Raw genomic sequence first — 15,115 nt, forward strand, 5'->3', positions numbered from 1 at the left:
GCGTCGGGTCGCACCGCCCGATCCGCCATGACCTGTTGCAGGGTGCGTCGACACCGGACGTCTCCGTGGACGGTGAGGGGTCGCGAGGCTCGGCCGTGGCCGGCCTCGCACCTCGACCACCGTGGGGGTCGCCTGCACGATGGTCGAGGTGCGAGGAGCCCTGGCAACGAGCCTCGAGACCACCGGCCGTGCTGGCGAGTGCTCCCGTCGCCCCTACGAGTCCCCCACCGTCAGGGCAGGTGGTCGCGGGCCCAGAGGGCGGCGCTGGTGCGGTCGGCGACGCCGATGCGGCGGAAGACGCTGCCGACGTGCGCCTTCACGGTGCGCTCGGTGATGCCGAGCCGGCGGGCGATCTGCTTGTTGGCCAGGCCCTGCGCCACCAGCTGCAGCACCTCGCGCTCGCGCGGCGACAGCTCGGCCACGTCGGCGGCGGCCGCGGCGGGGGCGGGGTCGTTCGCGCCCGGCAGCAGGGCCCGCGCCACCCGCGGGTCGAGCGGGACGTCGCCCGCGGCGGCCGAGCGGACGGCGGCCAGCAGCGTGGCCGGCTCGGAGTCCTTGAGCACGTAGCCGATGGCGCCGGCCTGCAGCGCCGCCCGCACCCGCTCGGTCTCGGCGAAGGCGGTGAGCATGACGACGGCGACGTCGGGGTGGTCGGCAGCGATGGCGCGGGTGGCCTCGACCCCGTCGAGCACCGGCATCGAGAGGTCCATGAGGACGACGTCGGGCGGCTCGGCGGCCACCAGGTCGACGGCCTCGCGGCCGTTGGCCGCCTGGCCCACGACGTCGATGTCGGGCTCGGCGCCGAACAGCCCGGCGAGGCCGGCGCGCACCAGCTGGTGGTCGTCGGCGAGGAGCAGTCGCACCGTCACGACAGCAGCACCTCCAGCCGCCACGCCGTGCCCTGGCCCGGCGCCGAGCGCACCCGCAGGCCGCCGCCCGCGCGCTCGGCGGCGTCGGCCATCAGCCGCAGCCCGAAGTGCCCGGTCTCGGGGTCGGCCAGCGCGGCCGCCACGTCGAAGCCGGCGCCGTCGTCCACGACGTCGAGCCGGATGAACCCGTCGGGCCGCACCAGGACGACGTCCACGTGGTCGGCGCCGGAGTGGCGCACGGCGTTGCGCAGGGTCTCCTGCGCGATCTGGAAGATCAGCTGCGCCTGCTCGCGGGTCAGCGCCGCCCCGACGCCGGGCTCGGCCTCGAGACGGATCTCGACGTCGCGCGGCTGCAGGCTCGCGACGAGGTCGGCCAGCGCCTGCTCGACGCCGGTCTCGGTGAGCGAGGCGGGGTAGATGTCGACCAGCAGCGAGCGCAGCCCGCCGATGCTCGAGCGCACGACCCGCGCGGCGTCGTCCAGCGCGCCGGCCAGCTCGGGCTGCCGCCCGGGCTCGACGCGCTGCTTGGCGCCGCTGAGCACGTAGGAGGTGGCGGCCAGCTCCTGCACCGGACCGTCGTGCAGCGTGGCCGCGATCCGGCGTCGCTCGGCGTCGGACGCCGACAGCGCCCGCTGCAGCAGCCGCTCGCGCTGCTCCTGGCCGTGGCGCAGCTGCACGAGCAGCCGCCAGATCACCGGCATCATCAGCAGCAGGAGGGCGAGCAGGCTGACGATCGTGATGACGAGGAAGGCCCGCCAGATGTCGTGGCCGCGCTGCTCGACGGAGTCGTAGCTGGTGTAGGTCTCGAGCAGCACCGAGGTGCCGTCGGGGGTCTGCACGGGCAGGTAGACCTCGAGCAGCTTGCCCTCGCCGCGCTCGTAGACGTTCTCGGGCTCGTCGAGGTCGGAGATCTCGGCGCCGGTCTCGGTGTCGACGCCGCGCTCGGCGTCGCGCAGCAGGTCGAGCTCCTCGTCGTCGAGCTGGTACTGCTGCCCGATCAGCCGCGCCTCGTCGGAGTAGAGGATGCGCCCGTCGGCGGCCCACAGCTTGACCCGCACGACGCTGTTGGGCAGCACGTGCTGGCGCACCTCGAGGTCGAGGGCGGCGAGCGCGTCGGGGTCGCCGGTGAGGACGCCGTCGGTCAGCGCCGGCTGCACGACCACGTCGGCCAGCAGCGTGGTGCGGCGCGCGGCCGACTGCACGCCCTCGCGCTCGGCCTCGCGGTTCGACATCCAGGTGCCGACCCCGATCACCAGCGCCAGCGCCAGCGCGGCGAGCAGCACCACCTGGGCGTAGACGCGGCGCGCGGACGTCGGGCGCGCGCCTCGAGGGGAGCGGGTGGGCTCGGTGAGCACCACCCACCCCCCGTCGTCGGGGCGCAACGGGTCGCGGGCCACCGGGACATCATGGTCGGTGCGCGCGAGCACGTCGGCTCCTCCTGCTGGTGCGTGCGGGTGAGAGGGCGGTCGGGGTGAGGCTCAGCCGCCGATGGGGGTGGGGTTCTGCGGGTCGGGCGGCACGGGCACCGAGCCGCGGATCTGGTTCTGCGCCTGGCACTGGCTGGTGCAGTTGGTGGCGCCCTGGCTCAGCTCGATGGCGTCCTCACCGAGGACGCCGCCCATGCGGCCGCCCGAGGCCACCGACCAGCGGGTGGTGGTGCCGTCCTGGTACAGCTTGGTGGCGACCTGCGGGCTGTCCTTGCCGAGCAGCATCCGGTGCGCGTCGGGACCGGTGGCCACGGCGTCCTGGCCGTTGCCGAAGTTGATCTTGCCGGTGTAGCTGTTCACGAAGTAGAAGAGCGTCGGGCCGAGCTTGTGCTCGATCGTGACGTTCGTGCCGAACTCGGGCTCCATCTGGAAGATGCCGCCCTGCGGGGCGTCCTTCGCCTGGATCTTCAGCTTGCCGGCGCTGGTCGTGAAGATCGCGACGAGGTTGTCGTCGCGCACCTCGAGCCGGCTCAGCCGCGGGCTGCGCAGCTGGGCCGCGGTCAGCGAGGGCACCTTCGAGGCGAACACGACGGTCGGCGAGGTGACCATGCGCTCGGGCGACGGGGCGCCGGTGAGGGTGTAGTCGTAGACGCCGAGGGTGGCCGAGTCGATCGAGAACCGCAGGTTGACGCCGTTGACGGCCACGCGGCCCGAGACGGCCAGGTCCTGCAGCTTGACGTCGCGGCCGGGCGCCGGGTTGTAGGTCTTGCCGTTGACGGTCACGGCGAAGTCGCCGGCGGCGCTCGTGCCGCCGCCGCCACCGCCGCCGTTGTCGTCGCCGGGCTCGCCGCCCTTGGCGAAGGCGTGGGCGGGGGCGAGGGCCAGCGTGGTCGCGGCCAGCAGGCCGAGGGCCGCCCGGCGGAGGCGCCGGCGGGTGGGGGTGGTGGTCATGGGTGCTCCAGTGGTGGTCGGGGCCGCGACCGGCTGCGGTGCGGCACGACCAAGTAGGCGGCCGGCGAGGTCGGAGTCACCAGATGGACGTCGGTACTAGGACCCGGGCGCGAGGCCGGCGGGGTCCTAGGACCATCGGCCATCTGGCGACTCCGACCGGACCGGCGCAAGCGTGAGCACACACCGCAGAACCCACCCCGACCTCGGAGGTCACCATGACCGGCACCACCACCACCCGCACCCGACGCGCCGTCGCCGGCCTCGTCGTCCTCGGCGCCCTCGGCAGCGGCGCCGGCGTCCTCACCGCCCCCGCCCACGCCTCCGGCGGTGACGACGACCGCGTCGTCCGCACCGGCTCGTGCAGCGGCGCCGCGAGCTGGAAGCTCAAGGCCAAGACCGACGACGGCCGCCTGGAGGTCGAGGGCGAGGTCGACAGCAACCGCACCGGCCAGACCTGGGAGTGGACGATCCGCAGCAACGGCGACGTCGTCGCCCGCGGCACCTCCCGCACCGCCGGTCGCAGCGGCTCGTTCTCGGTCGAGCGCAAGATCCGCAACGCCGCCGGCCCCGACCAGCTCGTCTTCCGCGCCAGCAAGAACGGCGGCGGCGACACCTGCGTCGGCCGCCTCACCTTCTGACGCCCGCACAGGCCCCACGCACCCACGGACCCTGAGCCTGTCGATAGGCCCACGGAACCCCACGGACCCTGAGCCTGTCGAAGGGCCCACGGAACCCCACGGACCCTGAGCCTGTCGAAGGGCCCACGGGCCCCCTCGGATCCGTCCCCCCAGACGGACGACGGTCCGGCCGACTCCCCATGTGCCGGCCGGACCGTCGGTCCGAGAGCCGGTCTGGACCGGCCTCGTACGGTCAACGACGCCCCGGCACGTAGGTCACGGGTGATCTGGGGCCGTCTCGCACCGCCTGCCACGATGGGCGGCATGACTGCCTCGCCGTGGTTCGCCTCGCCCGACGAGGCCGCCTCGCGGCTGCACGCGGCGGGCTACCTGCCCGACCCCGCCAGTGCCACGACGTCCTACCTCGCGGGCGCGCTCGAGAAGCCGCTGCTGGTCGAGGGGCCTGCCGGCGTCGGCAAGACCGAGCTCGCCAAGGCGGTCGCCCGCGCGTGCGGCGCCGACCTGGTGCGGCTGCAGTGCTACGAGGGCCTCGACGAGGCGCGGGCGCTGTACGAGTGGAACTACCGCAAGCAGCTGCTGCGCATCCAGGCCGCCGGCGGCTCCGAGACGTGGGAGCAGGCCCACGACGACATCTTCGCCGAGGAGTTCCTGCTCGCCCGGCCGCTGCTGACCGCCATCCGGCGCGACGAGCCGACGGTGCTGCTGATCGACGAGATCGACAAGGCCGACGTCGAGGTCGAGGGCCTGCTGCTCGAGGTGCTCAGCGACTTCCAGGTCACCATCCCCGAGCTCGGCACGGTCACGGCCACGCGCCGTCCGTTCGTCGTCCTGACCTCGAACGCGACGCGCGAGCTGTCGGAGGCGGTCAAGCGGCGTTGCCTCTACCTGCACCTCGACTACCCCGACGTCGAGCGCGAGCGCGAGATCGTCACCGCGCAGGTGCCCGAGCTCGACCGCCACATCGCCAGCCAGCTGGTCGAGACCGTCGCCCGCGTGCGCGAGCTCGAGCTGAAGAAGGCACCGTCGATCGCCGAGTCGGTCGACTGGGCGCGCACCCTGGTGGCCCTCGAGATCGGCGACCTCGACGAGCGGGCGATCGCCGAGACGCTTGGCGTCATCCTCAAGCACCGCTCCGACCACGAGCGGGCCGTCAAGGAGCTGCGGCTCCGGTCATGAGCGACAGCGGGCTGGTCGGGCGCCACCTCGGGTTCGTGGTCGCGCTGCGCGCCGCCGGCCTGCCGGTCTCGCTGGCCGAGGGACTGGACGCCGTCGCCGCGCTCGGCGTCGTCGACTGGACGACCCGCGAGCGGGTGCGCGAGGCGTACGCCGCCACCCTGGTCAAGCGGCAGGCCCAGCGCCCCACCTTCGACGCGCTCTTCGACCTCTACTTCCCCCGGCTGGTCGGCGGCGGGGCCGCGGCCGTGGGGGAGGGGTCGGACGACGAGCCCGCCGGCCCGGCCGACACCGGCGCCGCGCTGGCCGAGTTCCGCGAGCGGCTCGCCGCCGCGCTCGAGGCGGGTGACGACGAGGCGCTGCGCCGGCTCGCCGCCGAGATGGTCGGCCGCTTCGGCGCCATGCCCGGCCGCGGACCCGGTCTCTCCTCGTGGTCGGCCTACACCGCCACGAGGCGGGTGGCGCCGTCCGAGCTGGTCGAGCGCATCGTGGCCGCGCTGCTCGGTGGTGGCCTCGACGAGGAGCGGGCCGAGCGGGTCGCGGGACGCCGGGTCGGGGAGTTCACCGCGATGGTCGACGACGACGCCCGCCGACGCATCGCGGAGGAGAAGGGCGCCGAGCACGTCGCCACCGTCGCGCTGCGGCCGAGCATCGACCGCCTCGACTTCTCCGCCGCCCGCCGGGCCGACCTCGAGCAGATGCGCCGCGAGATCTACCCGCTCGCGCGACGGCTGGCGACCCGGCTCACCCAGGAGCACCACGCGCGGCGTCGCGGCCCGCTCGACGTGCGCCGCACGCTGCGCGCCTCGATGTCGACCGGCGGGGTGCCGGTCGAGACCCGCCACCACCCCAAGCGCCCGCACCGCACCGAGCTCGTCGTGCTGTGCGACGTCAGCGGGTCGGTGGCGAGCTTCGCGCAGTTCACGCTGCTGCTCGTCTTCGCGATGCGGGAGTCGTTCGCGCGGGTGCGCGCCTTCACGTTCGTGGACGACGTCCACGAGGTCACCGACCACTTCCGGCCCGGCGCCGACGTGGCCGAGGTGATGGCCGACCTGGCGGCGTCGACCGCCCACGCCGCGCGCTTCGGCCGCACCAGCTACGGACAGGCGCTCACCGCCTTCGTCGACCGCCACGGCGACGCCGTCGGACCCAACACCTCGCTGCTCGTGCTCGGTGACGCCCGCTCGAACTACAGCCACCTGCGCCTGGACGCCGTGCGCCACCTCGCCGAGACCGCCCGCCACGCCTGGTGGCTCAACCCCGAGCACCGGCGACACTGGGACACCGGTGACTCCGCCGCCCGCGCCTACGGCGAGATCGTGCCGATGGTGGAGTGCCGCAACCTCACCCAGCTGGCCGAGTTCGTGCACGATCTCGCGCGCTGAGGGTTATCCCCAGACCTCGCGACGGCGGTTGCCAGGGGGTGGGGGCCTGCCTAGGGTCGGTGGGGAGGTCGGTCTCGGGAGCCGACCCGGACCGCAGGAGAGATCATGCGTCAGCCGCTGCGCGCGCTCTGCGCCGCGACCGCTCTCGGGCTGGGCCTCACCGCCCTCGCCGCCTGTTCCGACGACCCCGACCCCCGCATCGGCGGGGACGACGACCCCTCCACCGAGGCCGCCCCGCCGGACTCCAGCGAGCCCGCCACCACCGCCCCCGCCACCGACGGCACCACGGCAACGGAGCCGACCGAGCCGCCGTCGAGTGAGGCGCCGGAGGGGGAGACGAAGAGGCAGTTCGTTGTTCGTTGGCTTGAGGAGAGCCAGCGAATGCAGAACACGGGAGACACCGAGGGGTTTCTAGCGCTCAGCCGCGATTGCCAGTCATGCGAAACCCTTGCGCAGACCGTGTCCGACTACTACAGCGCGGGTGGAACGATCTCCTGGGACGGTGGTGAGTTGTTGCGCTTTACGTCCTACGACCCAACTCGAAATGAGTTTCTCGCCGTTTATGAGTCCGGTGACACCCGATATCGGGAACGCAAGGGATCGCCTCTGCGGGAGTTGTCCGGCGGACGTCAGCGCTACGTGATTCAGTTCGAGCGGAAGGGTGACTCGTGGCTGATCCTGGCCGCCGACAGGCTTGTCGACTAGTTGCCATGGCTGTGGCCGCGCTGACTCTGCTCGTGGTCCCAGCAACTGCATCCGCCGACCCCGAAGTCGGGGGGGACCTCTTGGGACAAGGCGCAGTTGAGCGTCACGACGGGGAGCAAGTCCAGCAGATGATCGCTACCTCGGGCACGAGCGGCGACGGGCGCGTCATTGAAGTCAGAGACGCCTGCGGTCTGGGTGGTGAGGGCGTCAACGTGTGCTACGAGACGGCCACGTGCACCGAGGACGGTGAGCCCGGCACGTTCGTCGACGTCTACATCGACGGTGAGTTTTCCGGCAAGGCATGTCTGACCCCCGGCATCGCCGAGAACCTGGCCGTCATCACGCCGGGCCTGGTGCTGCGGGAGTTCGAGCGACTGACGTGGCCCAGCAGCGAGCTGCAGGTGCAGCCGGTCGACCAGCGCACCGCGGTGAACTGGGAGACGTTCTTCTTCACCGACAACACCGCCCCGCACACCCAGACGGTCACGCTGCTGGGCCAGCAGGTGACGATCGAGGCGACGCCGAGCGAGTACGTCTACCGCTTCGGCGAGGGCGCGAGCGCCCGCACTGCCAGCCCGGGCGGCCCCTACCCCCGCGGCGACGTCACCCACGTCTACCGCGCCAAGGGCAGCGCGTCGCCGTCCGTCGACACCGTCTACACCGGCCGCTACCGCGTCAACGGCGGCCAGTGGATCGACATCCCCGCCCCGCTGACGGTCGCCGGCGCCCCCGTCACGCTGCAGGTCATCGAGATCGGCCCGCGCCTGGTCACCCCGCCCACCGACTGACCGACAGGGCAGAGCGCCCCGACCTTCTCGGGCACTCCCTCCGCTTCTCGGGCGTTGCACTGCCCCAGAACGTCAGGGACACCCGGTGAACCGGGTATCCCTGAGGCGGGTGGGACGCACGAAGGCTCAACCCGCCAGGTACCCCAGCTCACCGAGCCGCCTGATCTCGCGGAGCAGCTCGGGGTGCTGGGCGGCGTCGGCGGCGCGGGCGCCCTCGACGTAGCGCTCGTCGCCGGAGGCGTCGCCGGCGTCGTAGACCACCGTGACCCGGTTGGTGACGCCGGAGTTGATGAGCGAGCCGAGCAGGGCGACCGGGTCGCTGCGGTCCTCCAGCGACAGCACGCGCGTGGTCTCGGGGATACGCGGCACGTGGGCCGACGGGGCGCCGGCGGTCACGACCTGGTCGATGGCGAACCGGTTCGACGTCGCCGCGGAGGCCACCTCGGTGGCGGTCACCCCGCCCTGGGCGGAGCCGACGAGCATGACGCGGGCGTCGTCGTCGCCGTGGGCGTCGACGGCCCGCTCGACCGCCCGCACCACCTGCGCCGCGTAGCCCGACTGGTCGCCGCCGACGAGCCGCAGGCGGCGGGCCGAGCCGCCGCCGGGTCCGGGCAGGTAGGCGATGAAGCGGCCGGGGGCCACCCGGTGCACCACCACCGACGTCGGCGCTGCCTGCAGCGCGGTCATCAGGTCGGTGAGGGTGCGCGGCCGGGTCGAGGCGTCGTCGCCGCCGGACGCCGACGCCGCGGCGACCGCGGCCGCAGCGGCCGCCTCGGCCTCCTCGTCGAGGGAGTCGACCAGCCCGCCGGCCACGTCGCGCAGGGCACCGTCGAACCCGACGGCAAACGGCTCGACGCCCGCCGCACGCAGACCGCCGCGCCCGGCCAGGCGCCCCTGCTCGCCGGCCAGCACGCCGGCGGTCAGCAGCGAGCGCATGCGCAGGCCGTCGAGGAGGCCGCCGCCACCGGTGGTGACGTGCTCCATCAGCTCGGGGTTCGCGTCGGCCAGCTCGTTGAGGTAGGCGGCGACGCCGTCGCGGTCGAGCGCGTCGGTCTCGATCAGGCCGGCCGAGACGATGGCACCGCCGAGCGCGACCTGCGGCGCGAGGTAGCCGATGGCGCGACCGGCGATCGAGCCGAGCGTCTTGTAGGCCGCCGACTGCAGCTCGTCGATCCAGCGGTAGGTCAGCACCGTCGCGCGCAGCACCAGCGCGTCGGCGTCCAGCTCGATGGAGCGCGACAGCAGGCCGCGCTTGCCGAGCGTGGCCTCGCGGACGGCGTCCTCGGCCTGCGCGAAGGTGTCCTTGGCCAGCGGCGCGGAGTCGGTGAAGGCCGGGTCGGCCAGGATGTCGGTGCCGAGCGAGGCGCGTCGGCGCATCTCCTCGCCCGACTCGTCGAACAGCGCGGCCAGCCGCATCATGCGGTCGTACTTGTCGGCCAGGTCGGCGGCCTCGGCCTCGGTCACGGGGGCCGTGCGTCGCTCGGCCGCGGCGGCGGCCACCACGGCGGCCTGGTCGGTGGGCGGTCGCTCCTGCTCGTCGGTCACGACGCCGCCTCCTCCCCGTCGGGCAGGCCGCCGTGGCCCGTGAGGCCGGCCAGCACGGGAGCCAGGTCGGCGGCCAGCTCGGACGGCGCCACCGCCCGCAGCTCGACGCGCGCGGTCTCGCCGTGCCCGTGCGGGCGCAGCGTGCGCCAGCCGTCGGCCAGCATCACCCACGACCGGACGCCGACCACGGTCGTCGGCTGCACCGTCAGGTCGGCCACGAGGGCCCGCAGCCGGCCCTGGGTCTCCGCCGAGAGGGCCTGCAGCAGCGAGACCGCCTCGCCGTCGGTGAGCGCGCGGCCGTCGGCCACGACCGCCCCGGAGTGCTGTGCCACCAGCACCGACAGCAGGTCGCCGCGCTGGGCGCTCGCGGCCTCGACGGCGGCGTCCGCGAGCTCGTAGGGCAGCTCGACCGACGCCGGCACGCGCGACTCGCGCACCGCGAGGTCCTCCGGCAGGACGCCGATGCGCGACAGCTCGGTCGGCCACACCGACGGGTGGAACCACGCCAGCTCGAAGACCAGCCCGTCGCACGTGGCGAGCGTGGCCACCGCCTCGCTGGTGGCGCGGTGCCAGGCCTTCACCTGCACGCCCGGCACGGCGACGTCGACGTCGACGGCGTACTCGGGTGTCGCCAGCAGCCCGACGGCGCCGGCGAGACCGTCGTCCAGGACGCCGCCCGCGAGCAGACCGCGACGGGCGAGCGAGGTTTCGGGGTCGTTGAGCGAGCCGAGAGCGGCGCGGTAGGCGGCGTCCTCGGTGGTGGCGCGGCTGGCGCCGAGACGGCCCTCGAGGCTCGGCGTGTCGGCTGCCTCGGCGACGTCGAAGGGCAGCGGCGCACCGCCGGCGCGGGCGGCGACGAGCTGCAGCTCGGGCAGGGTCAGCGCCACGCGTCGCGGCAGGCCGTCGAGCGTCGAGACGGCCGCGATCAACGGGGCGGTGAGGTCGATCGTGGTCAACGGAGTCCTCTCACAGGCCGGGCAGCTCGACGGTGAGCCAGTCGCGGTGGCCGGGGGGCGGGGCGTCGAACGCGGCCAGCACGACGTCGTCCGGGTCGGGGTCGCGGCGCACCACCGGGCCGGCGCCGGGGGCGTCGTTCGCGGCCTCGATCGCCGCGATGCGCGAGCGGGCGTCGGCCACCATCGTGGTGGCGCGGCGCTCGACGTCGGCGATCGCGTCCTGCTGGGTCACGACCTCGCCGACGTGCTTGTCGAGGGTGTCGGCCGCCGTCTCGTGCGCCGCGGCGGCGGAGCGCAGGTGCGTGGCGCGCTCGGCGACCCGCAGCCGCATCGAGTCGGCGGCCCGGCCGGTCCACCCGGTGGTCTCGGTGCGGGCGACGAGCTGGTCGGCCATCGCCCGGATGTCGGCGGCCTGCTCGCGCAGCTGGTCCGCGCGTCGTCGCATGACGTCGGTCTCGCCGTAGCCCGGCATGGCGCCGTCCTCCCCGTCGGTGTCGCCGTGCAGTCCCCTTGGTGAGCGCCTTCCCGCTCCCCGGCGCCGCGAAACGCCGCGACACGCCGCGACACGCCGCGACACGCCATGACTCGCCGCGGCTCACCCGGCCAGCACCGGCGCGAGCCGGTCGAGGGCGGTGGTGATGGTCTCGCGCGGCCCGGCGAAGGAGAAGCGCACGAACCGGCCGCCGTCCACGGTGTCGAAGTCGACGCCGGTCGCGATGGCGACCCCGGTGCGCGCCAGGAGGTCGTGCGCGAACGCCATCGAGTCGGTCGTCAGGTGGCCGACGTCGGCGTAGGCGTAGAACGCGCCGTCCGCCGGGGCCAGCCCGGTGACGCCGAGCGCGGCGAGCCCGTCGAGCAGTACCCGCCGGTTCTCGGCGTAGCGCCGCACGTGGCCGTCGAGCTCGGCGTAGGCGTCGTCGGTGAATGCCTCGACGCACGCGCGCTGCGCCAGCACGGGCGGGCAGATCGTGAAGTTGCCGGTGAGCACGTCGACCGCCCGCCGCAGCCGCGGCGGCACCAGCATCCAGCCGATGCGCCACCCCGTCATCGAGAAGTACTTCGAGAACGAGCAGAACACCACGGCCTCGCGGCTCGACTCCCACGCGCACCGCGACAGCCGCGGCTCGGTGTGCTCGATGCCGTGGTAGATCTCGTCGCTGATCAGCTGGACGCCGTTCGTCTCGCACCACCGCGCCAGCGCCGCCAGCTCGGCCGGCAGCAGCATCGTGCCGGTGGGGTTGGCCGGGCTGGCCACCACCAGGCCGCGCAGGCCGACCCGCGCGTGCATCTCGGCCACCTGCTCGACGGTCGGCTGGAACCGGGTCTCCGGCCCCGTCGGCAGCTCGACCACCTCGCACCCGAGCGCGGCGAGCACGTTGCGGTAGCAGGGGTAGCCCGGCCGCGCGATGGCCACCCGGTCGCCGTGCTCGAACGCGGCGAGGAAGGCCAGCAGGAACCCGCCGCTGCTGCCCGTGGTGACCACGACGTCGTCCGGTCCGACGTCGACGCCGTCGACACGGCGGTGGTGGCCGGCGATCGCCTCGCGCAGCTCGTGGACGCCGGTCGCGGGCGTGTAGCCGAGCGGGTCACCGCTGCGCAGCAGCCGGACCGCCGCCTCGGTCACCGCCCGCGGCGCGCCGGTGCTCGGCTGCCCGGCGAGCAGGTCGACCACGTCGCCGTGCGTACGGCGCCGCTCGGCGGCCGCGGCCAGCAGGTCCATCACGTGGAACGGCGGCACGTTCGCCCGCTGCGCCACCTCCAGCCGGCTCGCGGTGCTCACGCGCCGAGGCTAACGACCCGGACGACGTCGACCGGGGTCAGCGCACGCCGGCCCGCGCCCGGGGCCGGTGACGCACCGGGGCGCCGGGACCGCCCTGGGCGGCCCGGGTCAGCTCGCGCACCAGCACGCGCGACTCGCGGCGGGGGCGGCGCTCGTCGTCCAGGACCCGCAGCCACTCCACGAGGTCGGGGCCGCGCACCACCTCGACGCCGTCGACGGTCACCGGCAGGTCGAGGCTCTTCTGCCCCTTGCCCCACAGCACCAGCACGGCGCGCACCGACGGCGCCGGGCCGCGTCCGCCGCCGACCTGCATGCCGCCGAGCAGCTGCCGGGCCCGGGCCGCCACCGCGGCCGCGGACGCCGCGAGGTCGGTCAGGTCACCGGGCTCGACGCTGCTGCGGTACTTCGAGTCCATCGCCACCACCCCGCCGTGCCGGGTGACGACGAGGTGGTCGACGTCGCCGTCGTCCAGGGTGATGTCGTGCAGCGCGTGGCGCACGATGCGGCGCCGGTGCGCGTGCCGCAGCTCGTCGCGGGTGTACTCCTCGCCCCACGCGACGCCCTTCGACCGGTCGGGCTCGGTGGTCACCAGCACCATCACGCAGACGCCGACGAACGAGCCGGCGAGCAGCACGTGCAGGACACCGAGCAGGTACCAGCTGGCGGGGCTCATCGGCGTGAACCACTCGAACAGCGCCCACAGCGCGACGCCGAGCGCGACCGCGGTGGCGGCGAGGTAGGCCATCGGGCGGGTGTTGCGCCGCACCCAGCCACGCCGCCCCGGTGCGGGGGCGTGACCCGTCGCGGACGGGACGGTCGTCATGGTGGCGACATCGGCAGTGCGGGGCGCCGACTTGAGCGCGCACTACCCTGCGCCGGTGCACTACACCGAGTACGACACCCGCATCGCCGCCTACGCCGTGATCACCGAGCAGCGCGACGACGGCCCGTGGCTGCTGGTGACCTGGTGGAACGGCGAGGGCCGGGCCGACCCGGCGTGGAGCCTGCCGGGCGGCGGCGTCGACTACCCCGAGACGGTGGTCGAGGGCCTGGTGCGCGAGGTGCGCGAGGAGACCGGCTTCGACGTCGAGGTGGGCGCCCCGCTGACGGTCGACACCCACATCGGCAGCCCGAGCCCGACGACCGGCCGGCCGTTCAAGTCGGTGCGGCTGGTCTTCGACGCCACCATCGTCGGCGGCGAGCTCGGCACGCTCGAGGTCGGCGGCTCCACCGACTACGCTGAGTGGCTGCCGCTCGCGGACGTCGCCGCGCAGCCCAGCCGCGCCTCGATCCTGGACGTCGCCGTCTCGGCGCACCTGGCACGCGACGGGGCGGGGCCGCGCGGCCGATAGGATCGGTGTCCGCCACCCCGATGCCCCACGAGGTGACATGACCTTCGACGTCCACCAGCTCGACCAGTTCGTGTTGGTCGGGTCGGCGGTCCTGCTGGCGGCCGTGCTCGCGGTCCGCCTGTCCAGCCGCGCCGGCCTGCCCAGCCTGCTGATCTACCTGCTGATGGGCGTCGCGCTCGGCGAGGCCGGCCTCGGCATCCAGTTCGAGGACGCCGAGCTTGCCCACGCCCTCGGGTTCGCCGCGCTGGCCATCATCCTGGCCGAGGGCGGCCTGACCACGAACTGGCACGAGGCCCGGCCCTCGATGCGGCTGGGGCTCTCGCTCGCCACCATCGGCGTCGCGATCTCGGTGGCGGTCGTCGCCGTGGGCGCGCACTACCTGCTGGGCCTGCCGTGGGAGCTCGCCGTGCTGCTCGGCGCGGTCTGCTCGCCCACCGACGCCGCCGCGGTGTTCTCGGTGCTGCGGGTGGTGCCGCTGCCCCGACGGCTGATCGGCTCGCTCGAGGCGGAGTCGGGCCTCAACGACGCCCCGACTGTCGTGCTCGTCACCCTGGTCAGCACCGGCGCGGTAGCCGACGACGGCGTCCTCGGCATGGTCGGCATCATCGTCTTCGAGCTCGCCCTCGGCGTCGCGATGGGCCTGGCCGTGGGGTGGGGCGGCGCCTGGCTGATGCGCCGCGCGGCGCTGCCGGCCTCCGGCCTGTACCCGATCGCCGTCGTCAGCCTCGCGTTCCTGGCCTACGGCGGCGCCGTCGGGCTGCACGGCAGCGGCTTCGCGGCGGTCTACGTCGCCGCGCTCGTGCTGGGCAACTCCGAGCTGCCCCACCGCGCGGCCACCCGATCGTTCGCCGAGGGCATCGCGTGGCTCGCGCAGATCGGGCTGTTCGTGATGCTCGGGCTGCTGCTCTCGCCCGGACGCATCTCGCTCGAGGTGGTCGGTCTCGCCGTCGTCGCCGGGCTGTTGCTCACCTTCGTGGCGCGGCCGATCTCGGTCGTCGTCAGCAGCGTCGTCCAACCGATGCCCTGGCGCGAGCTGACCTTCCTCAGCTGGGCCGGGCTGCGCGGGGCGGTGCCGATCGTGCTCACCACCATCCCGCTCAGCGAGGGGGTCGACGACGCCGAGCGGCTCTTCGACATCGTCTTCGTGATGGTCGTGGTCTACACGCTGATCACGGGGCCCACCCTGCCGCTCGTCGCCCGGGTGCTGCGGGTCGCCCGGCGCTCCGAGCCACGCGACCTCGACATCGAGGCGGCCCCGCTCGAGCGGGTGCAGGCGGTGCTGCTGCAGATCACCATCAGCCCCGTCTCGCGCATCCACGGCGTCGAGGTCGGCGAGCTGCGGCTGCCGATCGGCTCGTCGGTCTCGATGGTGATCCGCGGCGGCGAGACCCTGGTGCCCGAGCGGCGCACCGTGCTCAAGCGCGGCGACGAGCTGCTCGTGGTGACGCCCCGCAAGCAGCGCGAGCGCACCGAGGAGCGCCTGCGCCAGGTCAGCGCCAAGGGCCGCCTGGCGCAGTGGACGCCCGACTGACCGGGTGGGGCCCGG

At 74.2% G+C, this 15,115-nt stretch carries 15 protein-coding genes; 7 read left to right on the top strand and 8 right to left on the bottom strand.

Features of this window, described 5'->3' with window-relative positions; genetic code table 11:
* Positions 1-230: 230 nt before the first annotated feature.
* Genes ABEA04_RS02950 through ABEA04_RS02960 form a run of 3 tightly spaced genes read right to left on the bottom strand, consistent with a single transcriptional unit; the run spans position 231 to position 3,247 of the window.
* Positions 231-869, bottom strand: coding sequence for a response regulator (locus ABEA04_RS02950; RefSeq protein ID WP_345454363.1), 639 nt, complete (start codon positions 867-869; stop codon positions 231-233).
* Positions 866-2,296 carry a sensor histidine kinase gene (locus ABEA04_RS02955; RefSeq protein ID WP_345454365.1) on the bottom strand — a complete coding sequence of 477 codons (1,431 nt, stop codon included), beginning with the start codon at positions 2,294-2,296 and terminating at the stop codon, positions 866-868. Before ABEA04_RS02955 ends, ABEA04_RS02950 begins: the two co-directional genes overlap by 4 nt.
* Before the next feature lie 51 nt (positions 2,297-2,347).
* Complete coding sequence (locus tag ABEA04_RS02960) at positions 2,348-3,247, bottom strand: hypothetical protein (protein ID WP_345454367.1); 900 nt, start codon at positions 3,245-3,247, stop codon at positions 2,348-2,350.
* Between the two features lie 215 nt (positions 3,248-3,462).
* Between ABEA04_RS02960 and ABEA04_RS02965 the strand changes: the two genes are divergently transcribed.
* From ABEA04_RS02965 to ABEA04_RS02985, 5 genes are all read left to right on the top strand, one after another.
* Positions 3,463-3,885, top strand: a complete 423-nt coding sequence (locus ABEA04_RS02965; protein ID WP_345454369.1) for a hypothetical protein — start codon at positions 3,463-3,465, stop codon at positions 3,883-3,885.
* 303 nt (positions 3,886-4,188) lie between these two features.
* Positions 4,189-5,061 (top strand): AAA family ATPase, encoded by an 873-nt coding sequence (locus ABEA04_RS02970; protein ID WP_345454371.1) that lies wholly within the window; start codon positions 4,189-4,191, stop codon positions 5,059-5,061.
* Entirely contained in the window at positions 5,058-6,443 is a 1,386-nt protein-coding gene (locus tag ABEA04_RS02975; RefSeq protein ID WP_345454373.1) for a vWA domain-containing protein, read from the top strand. Before ABEA04_RS02970 ends, ABEA04_RS02975 begins: the two co-directional genes overlap by 4 nt.
* Positions 6,444-6,548: 105 nt before the next feature.
* Entirely contained in the window at positions 6,549-7,148 is a 600-nt protein-coding gene (locus ABEA04_RS02980; protein WP_345454374.1) for a hypothetical protein, read from the top strand.
* A 212-nt stretch (positions 7,149-7,360) separates the two neighbouring features.
* On the top strand, positions 7,361-7,936 hold the full coding sequence (locus ABEA04_RS02985) for a hypothetical protein (RefSeq protein WP_345454375.1): 576 nt from the start codon (positions 7,361-7,363) through the stop codon (positions 7,934-7,936).
* A gap of 126 nt (positions 7,937-8,062) precedes the next feature.
* Here ABEA04_RS02985 and ABEA04_RS02990 read toward each other — a convergent pair whose 3' ends face one another.
* The 5 genes from ABEA04_RS02990 to ABEA04_RS03010 form a co-directional block, all read right to left on the bottom strand.
* The gene (locus ABEA04_RS02990; protein ID WP_345454376.1) at positions 8,063-9,481 is read right to left on the bottom strand and encodes a hypothetical protein; all 1,419 of its coding nucleotides are present in this window, start codon (positions 9,479-9,481) and stop codon (positions 8,063-8,065) included.
* On the bottom strand, positions 9,478-10,437 hold the full coding sequence (locus ABEA04_RS02995) for a hypothetical protein (protein ID WP_345454378.1): 960 nt from the start codon (positions 10,435-10,437) through the stop codon (positions 9,478-9,480). The genes ABEA04_RS02990 and ABEA04_RS02995 overlap by 4 nt, the downstream gene beginning before the upstream one ends.
* Positions 10,438-10,447: 10 nt before the next feature.
* Positions 10,448-10,909 carry a hypothetical protein gene (locus ABEA04_RS03000; RefSeq protein WP_345454380.1) on the bottom strand — a complete coding sequence of 154 codons (462 nt, stop codon included), beginning with the start codon at positions 10,907-10,909 and terminating at the stop codon, positions 10,448-10,450.
* Positions 10,910-11,032: 123 nt separating this feature from the next.
* A complete protein-coding gene (locus tag ABEA04_RS03005) occupies positions 11,033-12,217 on the bottom strand; it encodes an aminotransferase class I/II-fold pyridoxal phosphate-dependent enzyme (protein ID WP_345454382.1) in 1,185 nt (394 codons plus the stop codon).
* A 37-nt stretch (positions 12,218-12,254) separates the two neighbouring features.
* Complete coding sequence (locus ABEA04_RS03010) at positions 12,255-13,040, bottom strand: nuclease-related domain-containing protein (RefSeq protein ID WP_345454384.1); 786 nt, start codon at positions 13,038-13,040, stop codon at positions 12,255-12,257.
* Between the two features lie 55 nt (positions 13,041-13,095).
* Here ABEA04_RS03010 and ABEA04_RS03015 point away from each other — a divergent pair, with 55 nt between their 5' ends.
* Both ABEA04_RS03015 and ABEA04_RS03020 read left to right on the top strand, forming a co-directional pair.
* Positions 13,096-13,569 carry an NUDIX domain-containing protein gene (locus ABEA04_RS03015; protein ID WP_345454386.1) on the top strand — a complete coding sequence of 158 codons (474 nt, stop codon included), beginning with the start codon at positions 13,096-13,098 and terminating at the stop codon, positions 13,567-13,569.
* Positions 13,570-13,606: 37 nt separating this feature from the next.
* Positions 13,607-15,100, top strand: a complete 1,494-nt coding sequence (locus ABEA04_RS03020; protein ID WP_345454388.1) for a potassium/proton antiporter — start codon at positions 13,607-13,609, stop codon at positions 15,098-15,100.
* Positions 15,101-15,115 lie beyond the last annotated feature (15 nt).

It is taken from the genome of Nocardioides marinquilinus, from assembly GCF_039543705.1.
Classification (GTDB): domain Bacteria; phylum Actinomycetota; class Actinomycetes; order Propionibacteriales; family Nocardioidaceae; genus Nocardioides; species Nocardioides marinquilinus.